The organism is Pseudoflavonifractor sp. SW1122, assembly GCF_012027765.1.
In the GTDB taxonomy this organism is placed as follows: domain Bacteria; phylum Bacillota; class Clostridia; order Oscillospirales; family Oscillospiraceae; genus Enterenecus; species Enterenecus faecium.
In genome coordinates this window covers 1-15,906 of record NZ_SJOS01000056.1, presented here as the reverse complement: position 1 = coordinate 15,906, position 15,906 = coordinate 1, and the positions used below count along the sequence as shown (strand labels likewise).

The 15,906-nt window shown below is 61.4% G+C and carries 17 protein-coding genes and 1 pseudogene; 12 read left to right on the top strand and 6 right to left on the bottom strand.

The window, feature by feature from the left end; genetic code table 11:
- The 3 genes from E0L15_RS10675 to E0L15_RS10665 form a co-directional block, all read left to right on the top strand.
- The coding region (locus E0L15_RS10675; protein WP_168125581.1) for a metallophosphoesterase at window positions 1-954 on the top strand (954 nt) is incomplete at its 5' end.
- Window positions 951-2,852, top strand: a complete 1,902-nt coding sequence (locus E0L15_RS12255; RefSeq protein WP_206020622.1) for an AAA family ATPase — start codon at window positions 951-953, stop codon at window positions 2,850-2,852. The genes E0L15_RS10675 and E0L15_RS12255, both read left to right, overlap by 4 nt.
- Before the next feature lie 118 nt (window positions 2,853-2,970).
- Window positions 2,971-3,360: a helix-turn-helix transcriptional regulator gene (locus tag E0L15_RS10665; RefSeq protein ID WP_168125580.1), complete on the top strand. Its 390-nt coding sequence runs from the start codon at window positions 2,971-2,973 to the stop codon at window positions 3,358-3,360.
- A 479-nt stretch (window positions 3,361-3,839) separates the two neighbouring features.
- On the opposite strand, the gene E0L15_RS10660 is transcribed toward E0L15_RS10665, so the two are convergent.
- From E0L15_RS10660 to E0L15_RS10635, 6 genes are all read right to left on the bottom strand, one after another.
- The gene (locus E0L15_RS10660) at window positions 3,840-4,043 is read right to left on the bottom strand and encodes a helix-turn-helix transcriptional regulator (protein ID WP_168125579.1); all 204 of its coding nucleotides are present in this window, start codon (window positions 4,041-4,043) and stop codon (window positions 3,840-3,842) included.
- Between the two features lie 29 nt (window positions 4,044-4,072).
- Window positions 4,073-4,240, bottom strand: a complete 168-nt coding sequence (locus E0L15_RS10655; RefSeq protein WP_168125578.1) for a YlcI/YnfO family protein — start codon at window positions 4,238-4,240, stop codon at window positions 4,073-4,075.
- A gap of 372 nt (window positions 4,241-4,612) precedes the next feature.
- A complete protein-coding gene (locus E0L15_RS10650; protein WP_168125577.1) occupies window positions 4,613-6,100 on the bottom strand; it encodes a DUF1846 domain-containing protein in 1,488 nt (495 codons plus the stop codon).
- 163 nt (window positions 6,101-6,263) lie between these two features.
- Window positions 6,264-6,884, bottom strand: coding sequence for an ABC-2 transporter permease (locus E0L15_RS10645; RefSeq protein ID WP_168125576.1), 621 nt, complete (start codon window positions 6,882-6,884; stop codon window positions 6,264-6,266).
- A 1-nt stretch (window position 6,885) separates the two neighbouring features.
- The gene (locus E0L15_RS10640) at window positions 6,886-7,728 is read right to left on the bottom strand and encodes an ABC transporter ATP-binding protein (RefSeq protein WP_168125575.1); all 843 of its coding nucleotides are present in this window, start codon (window positions 7,726-7,728) and stop codon (window positions 6,886-6,888) included.
- A gap of 4 nt (window positions 7,729-7,732) precedes the next feature.
- Complete coding sequence (locus E0L15_RS10635; RefSeq protein WP_168125574.1) at window positions 7,733-8,104, bottom strand: GntR family transcriptional regulator; 372 nt, start codon at window positions 8,102-8,104, stop codon at window positions 7,733-7,735.
- 182 nt (window positions 8,105-8,286) lie between these two features.
- Between E0L15_RS10635 and E0L15_RS10630 the strand changes: the two genes are divergently transcribed.
- The 9 genes and pseudogenes from E0L15_RS10630 to E0L15_RS10595 all read left to right on the top strand — a co-directional run.
- Window positions 8,287-8,952, top strand: a complete 666-nt coding sequence (locus E0L15_RS10630; RefSeq protein ID WP_168125573.1) for a response regulator transcription factor — start codon at window positions 8,287-8,289, stop codon at window positions 8,950-8,952.
- Between the two features lie 88 nt (window positions 8,953-9,040).
- Window positions 9,041-9,697 (top strand): phosphatase PAP2 family protein, encoded by a 657-nt coding sequence (locus E0L15_RS10625; protein WP_243155472.1) that lies wholly within the window; start codon window positions 9,041-9,043, stop codon window positions 9,695-9,697.
- Between the two features lie 2 nt (window positions 9,698-9,699).
- Window positions 9,700-10,614 carry an ABC transporter ATP-binding protein gene (locus E0L15_RS10620; RefSeq protein ID WP_168125572.1) on the top strand — a complete coding sequence of 305 codons (915 nt, stop codon included), beginning with the start codon at window positions 9,700-9,702 and terminating at the stop codon, window positions 10,612-10,614.
- Window positions 10,607-11,443, top strand: a complete 837-nt coding sequence (locus E0L15_RS10615; protein WP_168125571.1) for an ABC transporter permease subunit — start codon at window positions 10,607-10,609, stop codon at window positions 11,441-11,443. Before E0L15_RS10620 ends, E0L15_RS10615 begins: the two co-directional genes overlap by 8 nt.
- 13 nt (window positions 11,444-11,456) lie before the next feature.
- Window positions 11,457-12,347, top strand: coding sequence for a HAMP domain-containing sensor histidine kinase (locus tag E0L15_RS10610; protein ID WP_168125570.1), 891 nt, complete (start codon window positions 11,457-11,459; stop codon window positions 12,345-12,347).
- Between the two features lie 821 nt (window positions 12,348-13,168).
- A complete protein-coding gene (locus tag E0L15_RS10605; RefSeq protein WP_168125569.1) occupies window positions 13,169-13,972 on the top strand; it encodes a sirohydrochlorin cobaltochelatase in 804 nt (267 codons plus the stop codon).
- Between the two features lie 9 nt (window positions 13,973-13,981).
- Window positions 13,982-15,184 carry a glutamyl-tRNA reductase gene (gene hemA, locus E0L15_RS10600; RefSeq protein WP_243155471.1) on the top strand — a complete coding sequence of 401 codons (1,203 nt, stop codon included), beginning with the start codon at window positions 13,982-13,984 and terminating at the stop codon, window positions 15,182-15,184.
- A complete protein-coding gene (locus E0L15_RS12465; protein WP_243155470.1) occupies window positions 15,181-15,627 on the top strand; it encodes a bifunctional precorrin-2 dehydrogenase/sirohydrochlorin ferrochelatase in 447 nt (148 codons plus the stop codon). The genes hemA and E0L15_RS12465 overlap by 4 nt, the downstream gene beginning before the upstream one ends.
- Window positions 15,624-15,906 (top strand): annotated as a pseudogene (locus E0L15_RS10595) (hydroxymethylbilane synthase); the annotation flags it as partial. The gene E0L15_RS12465 and the pseudogene E0L15_RS10595, both read left to right, overlap by 4 nt.

Sequence of the window (15,906 nt, the reverse complement as noted above, 5' to 3'; positions counted from 1 at the left end):
GCCCAGGCGGAGGGGGTAGACCTGGTGCTGCTGGGGGGAGATTTGTTGGATGCCCAGCGGGTCTACCCCCAGTCCATCCAGGCCCTCACCCAGGCCCTGGGGGAGCTGTCCGTCCCCGTCTTTATCGCCCCCGGCAACCATGACCCCTACACTCCCCAGTCCCCCTACGTCACCGCCCAGTGGCCCACCAACGTACACATCTTTTCCACACCCCAGATGGAAGCTGTGGAACTTTCTGAGCTCCATGCCGTGGTCCACGGCTGCGCCTTCACTTCTCCCCATCGGGAGGACTCCCCCCTGTCCGGGTACACCGTACCAAAGGACGGGCGGCTGCACCTCCTCTGCGTCCACGGAGAAGTGGCCCCCATGGGCCGCTACGCTCCCATTTTGCCCGGCCAGCTGGGAGCCACCGGGGCACACTACGCCGCTTTGGGCCACATCCACCGCTGTTCGGGGCTGCAATTTGAAGGCAATACTGCCTGGGCCTACCCGGGCTGTCCCGAGGGCCGGGGCTTTGACGAGGCGGGGGAAAAGGGCTGTCTTATCGCAGATGTGACCCACCAGGGGACCACCGCCAAGTTCGTCCCCCTGTGCTGCCGGGAGTACCGCACCCAGGAAGTGGATGTTTCCACCCTGTACCAGACCTTGACGGGGCTGGAGTACTCCGACGACCTGGTACGCCTCACCCTCACGGGAGAGGCGGAAACGGTGCCGTCTCTGGCCTCCATCGCCCAGCAGGCAGCCCCCTATTTCTTCTATGTGGAGGTCACCGATGCCACCACCCTGCCCAAACAGCTGTGGCAGCGGGCGGGAGAGGACTCGCTGACGGGCCTTTTCCTGCGCACCATGTCGGAAAAAATCCGGGTGGCTCCCCCAGAGGAGCAGGCCCGGCTCATTTTGGCCACCCGCTTCGGGCTGGCTGCCCTGGAGGGAGAGGAGGACATTCGAGCATGAACATCATCTCCATGACCGCCACCTTCGGCAAGCTGGAGGGGGCCACCCTCACCCTCTCCCCCGGGCTGAACATCCTCACCGCCCCCAACGAGTGTGGAAAATCCACCTGGGCGGCCTTCCTCACCGCCATGCTCTACGGCATCGACACCCGGGAGCGAGACAAGGCGGGGCATCTGGCCCAGAAGACCCGCTATCAGCCCTGGTCTGGGGCCGCCATGGCGGGGGAACTCCGGTTGGAGTGGCAGGGGCAGCGCATCACTCTGCGCCGCTTTGCCAACCGCTCCGGCCCCTTCGGGGGCTTTGAGGCGGTGTATACCGCCACCGGGGACCCGGTGCCCTTCCTCACCGCCGCCAACGTGGGGGAGACCCTCACGGGGGTGAGCCGGGAGGTGTTTGTCCGCTGTGCCCTGGTGGGCCAGGGGGACACCGCCGTCACCGCCGCCCCGGATTTGGAGCGGCGCATTGCCGCTCTGGCCACCACCGGAGAGGAGGAGGTCTCCTACTCCGCCACCGTGCGCACCTTGAAGGACTGGCGCAACCGCCGCCAGGCCAACCGCTCCACCGGGCTCATCCCACAGCTGGAGGGAGAGCTGGGGCAGGTGCGCCGCACCCTGGAGGACACCGCCCAGGCTCGGCAGACCCAGGCCCAAGCTCGGCAGGAACTGGCTGGACTGCAAGTGCGCAAACAGCAGCTGGAGCGTCAACTGGAGCAGCACCAGGCCTACCGCCAACAGGCGCTCAACCAGCGGTACGCCCAGGCCCTCCAGCAGCAGGCCCAGGCCCAACAGGCTCTGGAGTCTCTCCCCGCCCCGGACCCCCGCTTCCGGGGGCTCACCGCCGCCCAGGCCATGGAGCAGGCGGGAAACCTCAACCAGCAGGGCCAGGAGCACAGCCGCCAGCGGCAGCAGGCCAAGGCCAGCCGGAACCGCCTGTCCGCCGCTTTGAGGCTGTGGGTGCCGATACTGGGTGTGGGGGGCCTGCTGCTCATCATCCTGGGCTTTTTCCTCACCCTGTACCCCCTGTCCTTCGTGGGCTTCGGGTGCATGGCGGCAGCCGTCATTCTGGCCATGGTGTTGGTGGCCAAAATGGGCAAATACGATAGAATCCTGTACACCCCCGCCCCGCCCCAGGGGGAGAACATGCAAGGGGCGTTGCAGCGGTATCTGGACTGGCTGACCCAGCGGCAGCAGCTGGAGGCCCAGGTGCAACACGCAGGGGAGCGGGTGGCAGACCTAGAGGCCCAGGGGGCCCAGCGTCCCACGGCTTCCGTGACGCCACCCACCGCAGACCCCCAGGTGCTCACCGCCCAGCTGCGGCAGGTGGAGGGCCAGATGGCCCAGTGGCAGACCCGCCTGGACCAGGCCACCGGGGCTTTGGGCCGGGACACGCTGGAAACGGAGAGCCGCCGGGACGAGCTGGCGGGGCAGATTGCCCAGCGACAGGAGGAGTACCAGGCCCTCACCCTGGCCCTGGAGGGGCTGGAGGAGGCCAACGCCACCCTGCGCCAGCGGTTCTCCCCCGCTTTGAATGAGAAGGCGGGGCAGCTCCTGGCCCGACTCACCGGGGGACGGCACTGTGGGCTGACCCTGGCCCGGGACCTGTCCGCCCAGGTGGAGCAGGAGGGGGTACAGCTGCCCCACTCCCAGCTGTTTCTCTCTGCGGGTGCCCAGGAGCAGCTGTATCTGGCCCTGCGTTTGGCCCTCTGTGACCTCACCGCCCCCCAGGCCCCTCTGGTGCTGGACGACACCCTGGCAAACTTCGACGATACCCGGGCCGCCGCTGCCCTGGAACTGCTGGCCCAGCAAGCCCAGGAGCGGCAAGTGCTTCTCTTCTCCTGTCACAGCCGGGACGCGGCGTGGGGGGAGCAGCACGGGGCGACTGTCACCAAGCTATCATGAAATTCCCTCTCTACCCCTGAGTCAACCAGAAGTCGAGGGAAGGAAACTGTCCGTCGGTTGCATTCCACCCCTGATTTTGCTATCATGACGTTATCAACGACAAGGGAGTGGTCTGGTCATGGCAAAGACGCTGGGCGCACGCATTGCAGAGCTGCGCAAAGAAAAGGGAATGACCCAGCTGGAGCTGGCGCAACAGATGGGGGTTACAGATAAAGCGGTGTCCAAATGGGAGCGTGACCTGTCCTGCCCCGACATCAACACGGTCCACCGTCTGGCTGAAGTGCTGGGAGTATCCCTGGATGACTTGATGCAGACCTACACCCCGGAGAAGCAAGAACATGAGGTGTCCATCCATCTGTCCACCATCGCACGAGCCGTGGCTCTGGCCATGGGGGTGGCGGTGGTGGTGCTGCTGCTCCTGAACGAGTTGACCGTCTCCAACGGCATGGGCATGCTGGGCATCGGATTGGCATGTTCCGCCCTGGCCCAGTTTGACAACCGTAAATAACCGATGAAGCACCCCCGGAAGCGTTGGCTTCCGGGGGTGCTTTTTGCTATTTAGGGCTGCGCATCTCTTTGGCTCCCTCCGGGAGGGAGGCTTTGAGTCTGGCAGTTACCGGAAGCCAAGCCCCCGACCGCTGGGAACAGCGGCTCACCAGAGTAAGGCCCTGGGAATAGAAGTACCATTATACAGAGGAGCAGGCACCACCCACAGAATGTCTACGCCATCTATGTGACAGGGACCAGTCCAGGGCCGCAAAGAGGAGGACGCAGAGACACCCCGTACCGCGGGGTGGATTCCACAAGGCGGGGGAAGGCCCCGCCTTTGGCGGTCTTTGGTGACTTTCTGGCGGCAGAAAGTTACCCCAGCGGAGCGTCCCTGCCAGGCTGGCAAGCCGGAACGAGACCATTCAGAAGAACAATCCCTCCGTCATGGCTACGCCATGCCACCTCCCTTTACACAAGGGAGGCTTTTGGTCTGGTGCATCACTCCTCCGTGATGACAAACAGATCGTTGGGCGTGCAGTTCAGCAGCAGACACATGGTCTCAATGTTCTCATAGCGGATGGATTTGGTCTCGTTGTTCACCATGCGGTTGAAATTCTGGTAGCTCATGCCCAGCTGCTTATAAAGCCAGTATTTCGTCCTTCCCTGCTTTTCTAAAATGCGCAAAACATCCAGCCGAATCACAGCCAACCGTCCCTTCCCCATGAGAGAATTTATTTATCGTTGGAATTCCTATGCTCCAAGGCATATTCGCAGCATTGAATCACCAACTGATTAAAGGAGATGTCATTTTCATCCGCCAATTTTTGTAATTTTTGAATTAAATCATCCGGCATACGAATGGTTTTATTGGAGTTTTGTGGCTTTTTAATCTCAAACATGATATCACCCCTACAAAAAGTTTACTTGCTTTTTAAGGGAAAGAATACACGTAATATAGCAATTATTATTGCATTATATATTACAGTGCATTAAAATGAAGTATACTCCAATGGACAGGGTGATATACCATGATCGTAGATACAACTGGCACAATTTTAATTCCCGGAAATCTCGGCAAAGACTGCCCGGGAAACGGACAGCATTGTGATGATTCCGGCATTCCCATCGAGTGCTGCTGTGATGAATGCGATTATCTGATGTGCTGCTACACTTCTATCACGGACCAAGCGTGTCTCCACTGTACGGACTCCCATTGCCCCCATGCAGGGAAACAATAACCCCCTGGAAGCAATGCTTCCAGGGGGCATTTCTCACTTATGATACAGCTTATTGCTCTGATAGTGGGGGGTGCAGGTCATGCGCAGGCCCAGCTTCTGATACACATTGCTGTCCGCGGCGGAGAGAATCACCGAGGAGTGGGCGTCACAGCCCCGCAGCTTGTCCAGCTGGGACAGGGCCAGATCTGCCTGGGGATCGGTGGCGGCGGAGATGGCCAGGGCAATGAGCACCTCGTCGCTGTGCAGACGGGGGTTCTGGCTGCCCAGGTGCTGAATCTTCACCTTCTGGATGGGCTCAATGGCCTCTCGGGAGATCATGTGCACCTCATCCCCCAGCCCGGCCAGCTTCTTCAACGCGTTGAGCAGGGCCGCAGAGGAGGAGCCCATGAGCTCGGTGGTCTTGCCGGTGACGATGGTGCCGTCGGGCAGCTCAATGGCGGCGGCGGGCTCTCCCGTCTCCTCGGCCCGGGCCTCAGCGGCGGCCACCACGGGGCGGTCGGCGGTGGACACCCCGGCCTGCTTCATCAGCAGCTCCAGCTTGTACACGCTCTCCTTGTCCCCCTGGCCCCGGCGCACGTCACACAGGGCGGTGTAGTAGCGGCGGATGATCTCCTGACAGGCGGCGGCTCGCACCACCTCGTCGTCCACGATGCAGTTGCCCGCCATGTTCACGCCCATGTCGGTGGGAGACTTGTAGGGGCTCTCCCCCATGATCTGCTCGAACATGGCCCGGAGCACCGGGAACACCTCAATATCCCGGTTGTAGTTCACCGTGGTCTGGCCGTAGGCCTGGAGGTGGAAGTGGTCGATCATGTTCACGTCGTTGAGGTCCACGGTGGCGGCCTCATAGGCCAGGTTCACCGGGTGCTGGAGGGGCAGGTTCCAGATGGGGAAGGTCTCAAACTTGGCATAGCCCGCCTTCACCCCGCGGCGGTGGTGGTGATAGAGCTGGGACAGGCAGGTGGCCATTTTGCCTGAGCCAGGGCCGGGAGCCGTGACCACCACCAGGGGCCGGGTGGTCTCAATGTAGTCGTTGCGGCCATAGCCCTCGTCGGAGACGATGTGGGGAATGTCGTGGGGATACCCGGCAATGGGATAGTGGAGGTACACCGTAACACCCAGGTCCTCCAGGCGGCGCTTGAAGGCGTCGGCGGCGGGCTGCCCGGCGTACTGGGTGATGACCACGCTGCCCACATACAGGCCCTTGGAGCGGAAGGTGTCAATGAGGCGCAGCACGTCCTCGTCATAGGTAATGCCCAAATCGCCCCGCACCTTGTTCTGCTCAATGGCGGCGGCAGCGATGGCAATGACCACCTCTACGCTGTCCCGCAGCTCCAACAGCATGCGGATTTTGCTGTCCGGGGCAAACCCAGGCAGCACCCGGGAGGCGTGGTAGTCGTCAAAGAGCTTGCCGCCAAACTCCAGGTACAGCTTGCCGCCAAACTGGGAAATTCGCTCCCGAATGTGGGCGGACTGCATCTCCAGGTACTTTTGATTGTCAAAACCGATTTTATTTGCCATCCTCACACGTCGGCTCCCGGCCACCCGGAAGCCATCCTCCCTCTTTACACATTATCCCCGAAATTTTATCACATATCCCACCGTCAAACAAGGATTTTCTCAAAAAACACCCTCCATTTCCCGCACGAGAAATGGAGGGTATTTTTGTCGAATTTGCCTCTTGTCACAGGTCCCGCTTCTGGTAGAAGCGGATGGAGAGCCGCCAGGACAGGATGTACAGGGCCACCATTACACCTAGTACTGCCACGATGGGCCACAAGTTATGCATAGTAGATAAGGAAATTCCTTTCACATCCAAGCCCATGAGCACTCCACAGATCACACCAAGGATAACCAGATAAATAACGCGTCCCTTTTCTGCTCCAAACTTAAAGACAACTGGGAGCATCAAAATGGGTGCCAAACAACCCAGAATTAGTACGATTACTCCTATTCTCATCCAAGCTTCCATGATAAACTGTCCATACATCTGCATACGCACGGAAGCCACAGCCATGGACAGCAGAAAAAAAGCAACTCCCAAGCACACACTCACCAAATACTTGCCTGTAACCACCTGAGCTCTGGTATAAGGAAGCGTTCCGCTATATTGGCTCCATTTGTCGTGTTCATCATAGGCTATGAGGCTGACCGGTATGATATTGGACACAATCATAGGATAGATCAAAAAAATTTGCATGTCTTCTACTAAGCAAGACATAATTAGCATGCCCGCAATCACCAACATAAACCAGCCAAAATAACGCTTCGCCATATAAAAGTCCTTCAAAAGCAGCCCTTTCATGTTACGCCGCCTCCTTCACCATAAAGATAAACAGCTCTTCGATGCTCACAGGGCTCACCTGCATCCCGGCAGGCACGCCGTCCCGGCGCACCAGAGCCTCCACCCCGTAGGGGGACGCCTTCACCCCGCGCACCGCCTGGGGGTCCAGCTCGGACAGCTGCTCCTTGGAGCAGTGGATGAGCCCGTACTCCTCCAGCAGTCGGTCCTTCTCCTCACAGAGCATCAGCTTTCCCTTGTGCAAAAAGGCGATGTAGTCACAGATTTTCTCCAAATCGCTGACAATGTGGGAGGAGATGAGCACGGCGTGGCTCTCGTCCCGGGTGAACTCGCTGAACATCTCCACCACTTCGTCCCGCACCACCGGGTCCAGCCCCGAGGTGGCCTCGTCCAGAATGAGCAGCTTGGGGTGGTGGGACAGGGCCACGGCAATGCCCAGCTTCATCTTCATGCCCTTGGAATACTCCTTGAAGGGGCGTTTTTCGGGGAGGTTCAGCGTTTTGAGATACTGGGCGTACAGCTCCTTGTCCCACCGGGTGAAGGTGTGGGCCATCACCTTGCCCACCTGCACCGCATTGAGGCAAGAGGGGATGCCCACCTCGTCCAGCACCACCCCGATGTCCTGCTTGGTGAGGAGCATATCCTCCCGGTTGTCCCGGCCCAGGAGGGTGATGGTGCCCTCATCCCGGCCAATCATGTCCAGAATCAGCTTGATGGTGGTGCTCTTGCCCGCTCCATTCTCGCCAATGAGGCCCATAATGCACCCACAGGGCAGGGTGAGATTCAGGTTATCCAGGGTAAACTCCCCGTAGTCTTTGGTTAAATTCCGAATTTCCAGTGCGTTCATGGTCTCACTCCTCCATACTCAGGCGGAACATCTCCAGCAGTTCCTCCCGCGTCAGCTGACAGCTGGCCGCCAGCTTCCATATCTCTTCCATGTGTCCCTCAATCTGCTTCAAGGTCTCCTCCCGCAGCAGCTCCACATTCTTTGGGGCCACAAAACAGCCCTTGGCGGGGAGGGTGTAAATGAACCCCTCCCGCTCCAGCTCCTCATAGGCCCGCTTGGTGGTGATGACGCTGATGCGCAGGTCCTTGGCCAGGTTTCGGATGGAGGGGAGGGCTTGGTCCGCCTCCAGCTCCCCGCTGATGATCTGATGTTTGATCTGGGTGTAAATCTGATCGTAGATGGGGGACCCACTGCGGTTGTCAATGTAGAGATTCAAACCATCACCTCGTTTGCTTTCTGTGTATACACAGTATATACAGTAGCCACAGTCTTGTCAATAGGGCTGGGAAATTTTTATTGGCTCCCTGTCTTGGTACAGCACAGCCTCCCCTCTTGCCTTTTCCCCGCTCCGTCACTATAATGTGTGGTATCTGTGACCATTCTGCTGGGAGGTGCCCTATGAAAACCATCGCCATCATTGACGACGACATCCACATTGGAGATGTCCTGGAGCAGCTGCTGCGCCGGGAAGGGTATCAAGTGCTGCGGGCGTACTCGGGCACCGAGGCCCTCTACCTGCTCTCCCAGCAGCGGCCCGACCTGGTGCTGCTGGACCTGATGCTCCCCGGCCTGTCCGGGGAGGAGGTACTGCCCAAAATTCAGAGCTTCCCCGTCATCATCCTCAGCGCCAAGGGGGATGTGGAGAACAAGGTGGAACTGCTCCAGGCAGGCGCGGTGGACTACATCACCAAGCCCTTCCACCCCCAGGAGCTGCTGGCCCGCATTGGGGTGCATCTCCGCCGCCCCCGTGGGGAGGAGGAGGGCCAGGTGCTCACTGTGGGGGAACTGAGCCTGGACTCCCTCTCCCGTCAGGTGACGGTGGCCGGCCAGGAGGTACACCTGACCAAGACGGAGTACGCCATCTTGAAGCTGTTTCTCCAGCACCCCAACCAAGCCCTGTCCAAGAGCGTCATTTTGGAGCGCATCAGCCTGGACACCCCGGACTGCACCGACAGCTCCCTGAAACAGCACATGAGCAACCTGCGGAAGAAGCTGCGTCAGGCCAGCGGCAAAGAGTACCTCCAGTCCGTGTGGGGTATTGGCTTTCGCCTGACCGCTTCTTAAAATCTTGATGATTTCTTGACCCATTTCTTCACCGCTTCCTTGACCCCTCTCTGGTACACTATCCCCATCAAGCGCAAGGAGATAAATTATGATCGACTGGTGTAAACGTCATCCCATCCTCTTTATGGCCGGGTATCTGGTGTTCTACCTGGTGTGCTTTGGAGCCCTGGAGCACTTTATCAAACCGGAGTGGATTGTCCACTGTTTTCTGGACGACTGGATTCCCTTCTGTAAGTATGCCGTCATCCCCTACTTCGCCTGGTTTGTGTGGGTGCCTGCCACCTTGTTCTGGCTTCTGTTCACCCAGCCCCGGCAAGAGTTCTGGCGGCTGTGTCTGCCCCTGTTCGGGGGCATGACTCTGTGCGTGGCCCTGTGCGCCCTCATCCCCAACGGGGTGGACCTGCGCCCGGACTCCATCCCCGGCAACGACTTCTTCACCCAGGTGGTGCGGCAGCTGTGGGGGGTGGACACCGACACCAACGTCTGGCCCTCCATCCACGCCTTTAACTCCATGACCGTGGCCCTGAGCTATCACCGCTGGGCCAAGGCCAAGCCTACCACCCAGCGCCGGGTGGTAGGGACGTGTATGCAGCTTCTAAATCTGTCCATTTTGGCCTCCACGGTACTGCTGCGGCAGCACAGCGTCATTGACCTGTTCTGCGGCGTGGCCCTGGCCCTGGTGCTGGACTATGTGGCCGACTACGTGACAGTACACGCCCGGGTATGGATTCAGCAGGAGGCGTGAGCATGGAACTGGTCTGCCAAGCCCACGGCCTGTCGAAACGATACGGCCACACCTACGCCCTGCAAAACCTCACCATGCAGGTGCCCAAAGGGTCCATCTACGGCCTGGTGGGCCGGAATGGGGCGGGAAAAACCACCCTGATTCGTATCCTCTGCGGGCTGCAATCCCCCACCGCCGGGAGCTACACCCTGTACGGCACCCCATTTCGGGACCCCGCCATCCAGCAGGTCCGGCGGCGGATGGGAGCGGTGGTGGAGTCCCCCGCCATCTATCAGGACCTGTCCGCCATCCATAATCTGAAATTGCAGGCCCAGGTTCTGGGCCTGCCCTCTTATCAGGACCTCCCCCACCTGCTGGAGCTGGTAGGGCTGGAGAACCCGGGAAAGAAAACCGTGCGCCACTTCTCCCTGGGCATGCGCCAGAGACTGGGGATTGCCATGGCCCTGGTGGGAAGCCCGGACTTTCTGGTGCTGGACGAGCCGGTGAACGGCCTGGACCCCCAGGGAATTGTGGAAATTCGCGAGCTGCTGCTGCGGCTGAACCGGGAGCACCAGATCACCATTCTCCTCTCCAGCCACATTCTGGACGAGCTGGCCCGGCTGGCCACCCACTACGGCTTTTTGGACCGGGGCCGCATGGTCCAGGAGGTCAGCGCCGGAGAGGTGGAGGCCGCCTGCCGCAAATGCACCCATGTGGAGGTGTCCAACGTGGCTATTTTGGCCCGGGTGCTGGACGGGATGGGGCTGGACTACGCCATTGACTCCTCCCACACCGCCAACATCTACGCCCATCCCCATGTGACGGAGCTGGTGCAGGCCCTGGCGGACGCCGGGTGCCAGGTGTCCGCCATGCACCAGCAGGATGAGAGCCTGGAGAGCTATTACATGAGTCTGGTGGGAGGTGAGGGGCATGAGTAACCTGTTGCGGGCCGACTTCTTCCGCCTGTGGCGGAGCAAGAGCTTCTGGGCGTGTATGATCTTCCAGGTGGGGACAGGGGCCTTTGTTCCGGTGTCCTGCTATCTATATGAACTCCGGCATCCCATTCCCTATTCTCAGCACCTGGATGCAGAGTTTTTGAACTTTATCCCCTTTGTGTGCATTCTCTTCGCCCTCTTTTGCGCCCTGTTTATCGGTACCGACTACAGCGACGGCTCTATGCGCAACAAACTGGTGGTGGGGCACCGCCGCTGGGAAATTTACCTCAGCCATCTGGTCACCTGCACCGTAGCCTGTCTGTTGATGTGTGTGGGCTACCTTCTGCTCTATCTGGCGGTGGGTACCCCCCTGTTTGGCCCTTTGGAGACCGATATGGGCACCGTTCTGGCCTATCTGGGCGCCACTCTGGTGCTCACCGTGGCTCTGGCCTCTGTGTATACCATGCTGGCCATGCTCATTCCAAAGCGGGCCGTGTCCGCCGTGGTGGCCCTGGTGCTGTCTTTTGGCCTGCTAATCTCCGGCAGCTACCTTTACTCCTATTTGAACTATCCGCCCACCTATACTCAGATGATCTATAACCCGGTCTTGGAGGAATGGGAGGAGCAAGAAGCGCCATACCCCTTCTATCTGGAGGGCACCAAGCGGGATGTGTTCCAGCTGCTGTGCGACGTGACCCCCGGCGGACAGATCATGCAGTGCGTAGTCTGGGACGCTCCCAACCTGCCCCTTCTGCCCGTGTACTCCGCCGCCCTCACCGTGGTGACCACGGGGGCAGGGCTGTGGGGATTCCGGCGGAAAGATTTGAACTGACCGAGGAGGGCGTATGAAGCTGTTACCCTGGATTTTGGTGGCTCTTTTGGGGGTTCTCCTCCTGATTTTGGCCGGGAAGGTGTACACGCTGCGCAAATCCGCCCGGCAGCTCCGGGAGGGGATGGCCCAACAGCTGGAGCGTGAGACCAATACCCTGCTGGCTGTATCCTCTGGGGACCGGGAGATGCGGGCGCTGGCCGACGCCCTCAACGGGCAGCTGGCCCAACTGCGAGCGGAGCGGCAGCGGTACCAGCACGGGGACCTGGAGCTGAAAGAGGCCATCACCAACATCTCCCACGACCTGCGCACCCCCCTCACCGCCATCGTGGGCTATCTGGCCCTGCTGGAGGGGGAGGAGAAGTCGGAGATGGTGGAGCGGTACCTGTTCCAGATCTCCAACCGCACCCAGGTGCTCCACCAGCTGTCCGAGGAGCTGTTTGCCTACGCCCTGCTCACCGCCCCCCAGCCCCTCCACCCCCAGCGGGTGGACCTGCGAGGCCTGGTGGAGGAGGCGTTGCTGTCCTACTGCGGGGCCATGGAGCAGCGGGGCATGGAGCCCACCATCCAGCTGCCAGCGGGCCGGGTGGAGCGGAATCTGGACCCCACGGCGGCGGGGCGGGTGTTGAGCAACATCATCAGCAACGCCCTAAAGTACAGCGCCGGGGACTTTGCCGTCACCATGACCCCGGACGGGGTCATCACCTTTGCTAACTCCGCCCCGGACCTGAATCCGGTGTTGGTGCAGCGGCTCTTCGACCGCTTTTTTACCGTGGAGACCGCCCGCCACTCCACCGGCCTGGGCCTGTCCATCGCCAAGCTGCTCACCCAGCAGATGGAGGGCACTTTGGAGGCCAAATATCAGGAGGGGCAGCTGGTCATTACCCTGTCTTTTCCCGTGGCCTGACCGTCTCCAAGGCCCAGACGCAGGCTTGCCAGCCTGGTGGGGACGCTACCCGCTGGGGGTTCATGTTTCTGCCATCAGGCAGAGTGAGGGGCGGTCCTTCTCCCATTTCTCAGGTGCAGACCTGCGCCCCAGCCGGGGACGCTCCGCTGGGGTCCATTTTGACTGGCCAAAATGGACGAAAAGCCACAAAAGGGGCCCGCCCCTTTTGAAACCCCAATGATTTTATTTTGTTTTGTGCGGTGGGGCCGTAGTCGGCCCTGGACCTGGAGAGGTCACATAGATGGCGTATAGCCTCTCTGGGATATACCTACTCCGCTGATAGATTCCGTTTCTTTTGCCAGGGCCTCAAGTTTGGCGGTGTGCGGCCGATTCCCGGCCGCCGTGGGCCGGGGGACCAGAAAGGGCCGAAACCTGGAGAAACGTGCACTATCCCGGCAGTAATAGAGAAAATCAGAGCTTTTTACTCCCTTGGTATGGTACTTGCTTTTCGGCCCGGCCTGAGAACCACCGCAGGCCCAGCCTCGTACCCCAGGGAGGTCCTTAGGGGGGAACGCCCTAAGCGGGTTTTGGTTCCTTTTGACCGAGCAAAAGGAACCCCCAGCGGGGAGCGTCCCCACCAGGCCGGAGGGCTGGAATCGAACGTGGAGAGGATCAGGCCCTCTTCCTCTCTCCACAGATACAAAACAATATACGTTTACACCAAGGTGGAAGCCCCATGGCTTCCACCTTTTTTCACTCTTTTATAGGGAAAAGGGGTGGACAGGCGGGGAAAATATAGTATACTGGAATGTGAATGCTCTGCGGGGAGAGGAGGAACGGACATGGAACACCCCGCCGCGGTTTTGGTGGTGTCCTACGGCACCAGCCAAGTCTCCGCCCTGCCCACTCTGGCCAATCTGGCCCGGGAAATCGGGGCGGCCTTCCCCCGCCTGCCCCTCATCCACGCCTTTGCCCACCCCCGGCTCCGGGACGCCCTGGTGCGGGGCGGCGGCCCCCGGGTTCCCCTGGTATCGGAGGCCCTGGCCCAGCTCACTCAAGATGGAGCCCAGCATGTGCTGGTCCAGCCCACCTATCTGCTGTTTGCCGGGGAATACCAGACCATGGTGGCCCAGCTGGAGCCCTACGCCCAGCGTCTGGACCTGTGGGTGGGCCAGCCCCTGCTGGCCACGCCCCAGGACATCGAGGCCGTGGCAAAAGCCCTGCCCACCTGTCTGCCTCCTCTGGCCCCCCAGGAGGGGGCGCTGTTTCTGGGCCACGGCGCCAGCCATGAGGCCCACGGGGTCTATGCCCAGCTGGAACAGGCCCTGCACCGCCAGGGCCACACCCGCTATTTCGTGGGCACCCTCCAGGACGGACCCACCCCGGCGGAGACCGCCCGCCGCATCCGTGAGGCCGGGGCCGTCACCCGGCTCCACGTCCACCCCCTCATGGTGGTGTGCGGCGTCCACGCCACCCGGGACTTGCTGGCCGGGGAACAAAGCTGGTGCGGACAGCTGGAGCGCCTGGGCGTTCCGGTGTCCGCCGTGTCCCAAGGGCTGGGGGACTGCCCTGCCATCCGCCGCCTCTTTGTGGCCCACGCCCAGGAGGCGGCAGGGAACGAATTTTTCACTCGGAGAGAGAAATGAGGATCCTCTATGCTCGTTGTCATGTCCAGCCTGGAACACCATCTGGCCCCCATCGACCTGCGGGAGGCCCTGTCCTTCACCGCCACCCACGTGCAGCGGCTGGACGCCCACATCGCCCAGCTGCCCAACATCCACGGCTGTGTGATTTTGTCCACCTGCAACCGCACCGAAATCTACCTGTGCTGTGAAGACACCTGCCACCCGGGCCAAATGCTGTGCCACGCCGCCGGGGTGGAGTTTGCCCCCTTCTCCGCCGCCTTTGTCACCCGTCAGGGCGGGGAGGCGGTGGAACACCTGATGCAGGTGGCGGCAGGTCTGCGCTCGAGAGTATGGGGCGAGGACCAGATTCTGGCCCAGGTCAAACGGGCCATCACCCTGTCCCGGGAGGCGGGAGCCGCCCACCCCATGCTGGAGACCCTGTTCCGCTCCGCCATCTCCGCCGGGAAGGAGATTCGCTCCACCGTGCGCCTGACCTCCCTGCCCACCTCGGCCGCCAGCCAGGGGGTAGCCCTGCTGCGCCAGCACCTGGGCAGCCTGGAGGGAAAACGGGCCATCGTCATCGGCAACGGGGAGATGGGCAAGCTGTCCGCCCGTCTGCTCCACGAGGCCGGGTGCCGGGTGATGGTGACCCTGCGCACCTACCGCCACGGGGAGACCGTGGTGCCCTCGGGGTGCGAGGCCCAGCCCTATGACCGCCGCTTTGAGCTGCTGGACGGGGTGGACATTCTGGTCTCCGCCACCGCCAGCCCCCACTATACTGTCACGGTAGAACAGCTGGAATCCGTGGCCCAGCTGCCCCAGGTGATGGTGGATTTGGCCATCCCCCGGGACATTGAGCCCCAGGTGGGACAGCTGGAGGGCGTGAAGCTCTTCAACGTGGACGACCTCATGGATACCGCCCCCCTCCACACCGTCCCCCCCGAAGTGACGGAAATTTTGGACAAGCACCAGCGGCAATTTTACCGCTGGCTCAATTATAAGGTCAGCCTCCCCGTGCAAGAGGAGCTGAAGCTGTCCATCGTCCAGCGCCTGGCCGCCGCTCCCCAGCTCCAGGAGGAGGAGCTGGACCAGGAGGAGGTCATCGCCCTGACGGTGCAGCGCACCGTGGAGCTGCTGCTGGGCGGCCTGCCCACGCCGCCTGACCCGGACAGCCTGCGCCAGTGCGCCCAGAAAATCCGGGCTCACACCACGGGAAAGGGGGCCCCATCATGAGCGGCTACCCCCGCTTTCCCCTGTTTATTGACCTGACGGGCCAGAAGGTGGTGCTGGTGGGCGGCGGGAAGGTGGCCCTGCGCCGGGTCCGCACCCTGCAACAGTGCGGGGCGGACGTGGTGGTGATTGCCCCCACCCTGCACCCGGACATGCCAACGGTGACCCACATATCCCGCCCCTATCGCCCCGGCGACTTGGAAGGGGCAACCCTAGCCGTAGCTGCCACCGACTGCCGGGAAATAAACGGGCAGGTGGCCCAGGAGGCCCGAGACCGGGGCATCCCCATCAGTGTGGCGGACGCCCCCACAGCGTGCACCTTTTTCTTCCCCGCCCTGTGCGTGGGAGAGGGACTGGTGGCAGGTGTGGTAGGCGACGGCACCGACCACGCCAAAACCGCCCGCTGTGCCCGACAGATTCGAGAACTCTTGGAGGACTCTATATGAAGATACGCATTGGAAGCCGAGACAGTCGGCTGGCCGTGATACAAAGCGAGATGGTCATTGATTCCATCCGGGCCTATGACCCCACCGCCGAGGTGGAGCTGGTGACCATGACGACCACCGGCGACCTCATTTTAGACCGCCCCCTGAGCCAGATTGGCGGCAAGGGGCTGTTTGTCAAAGAGCTGGACCGTGCACTCCTGGAGGGCCGGGTGGACTTCACCGTCCACTCCAGCAAGGACCTGCCCATGGATATTCCCCCCGAGTTGCCCCTGGTGGCCT

Bases quoted from the DNA above. Each gene is read 5' to 3' on its own strand.
- E0L15_RS12255 (WP_206020622.1), top strand. From the start codon at position 951: ATGAACATCATCTCCATGACCGCCACCTTCGGCAAGCTGGAGGGGGCC.
- E0L15_RS10665 (WP_168125580.1), top strand. From the start codon at position 2,971: ATGGCAAAGACGCTGGGCGCACGCATTGCAGAGCTGCGCAAAGAAAAG.
- E0L15_RS10655 (WP_168125578.1), bottom strand. From the start codon at position 4,240: ATGTTTGAGATTAAAAAGCCACAAAACTCCAATAAAACCATTCGTATG.
- E0L15_RS10650 (WP_168125577.1), bottom strand. From the start codon at position 6,100: ATGGCAAATAAAATCGGTTTTGACAATCAAAAGTACCTGGAGATGCAG.
- E0L15_RS10645 (WP_168125576.1), bottom strand. From the start codon at position 6,884: ATGAAAGGGCTGCTTTTGAAGGACTTTTATATGGCGAAGCGTTATTTT.
- E0L15_RS10640 (WP_168125575.1), bottom strand. From the start codon at position 7,728: ATGAACGCACTGGAAATTCGGAATTTAACCAAAGACTACGGGGAGTTT.
- E0L15_RS10630 (WP_168125573.1), top strand. From the start codon at position 8,287: ATGAAAACCATCGCCATCATTGACGACGACATCCACATTGGAGATGTC.
- E0L15_RS10625 (WP_243155472.1), top strand. From the start codon at position 9,041: ATGATCGACTGGTGTAAACGTCATCCCATCCTCTTTATGGCCGGGTAT.
- E0L15_RS10620 (WP_168125572.1), top strand. From the start codon at position 9,700: ATGGAACTGGTCTGCCAAGCCCACGGCCTGTCGAAACGATACGGCCAC.
- E0L15_RS10615 (WP_168125571.1), top strand. From the start codon at position 10,607: ATGAGTAACCTGTTGCGGGCCGACTTCTTCCGCCTGTGGCGGAGCAAG.
- E0L15_RS10610 (WP_168125570.1), top strand. From the start codon at position 11,457: ATGAAGCTGTTACCCTGGATTTTGGTGGCTCTTTTGGGGGTTCTCCTC.
- E0L15_RS10605 (WP_168125569.1), top strand. From the start codon at position 13,169: ATGGAACACCCCGCCGCGGTTTTGGTGGTGTCCTACGGCACCAGCCAA.
- hemA (WP_243155471.1), top strand. From the start codon at position 13,982: ATGCTCGTTGTCATGTCCAGCCTGGAACACCATCTGGCCCCCATCGAC.
- E0L15_RS12465 (WP_243155470.1), top strand. From the start codon at position 15,181: ATGAGCGGCTACCCCCGCTTTCCCCTGTTTATTGACCTGACGGGCCAG.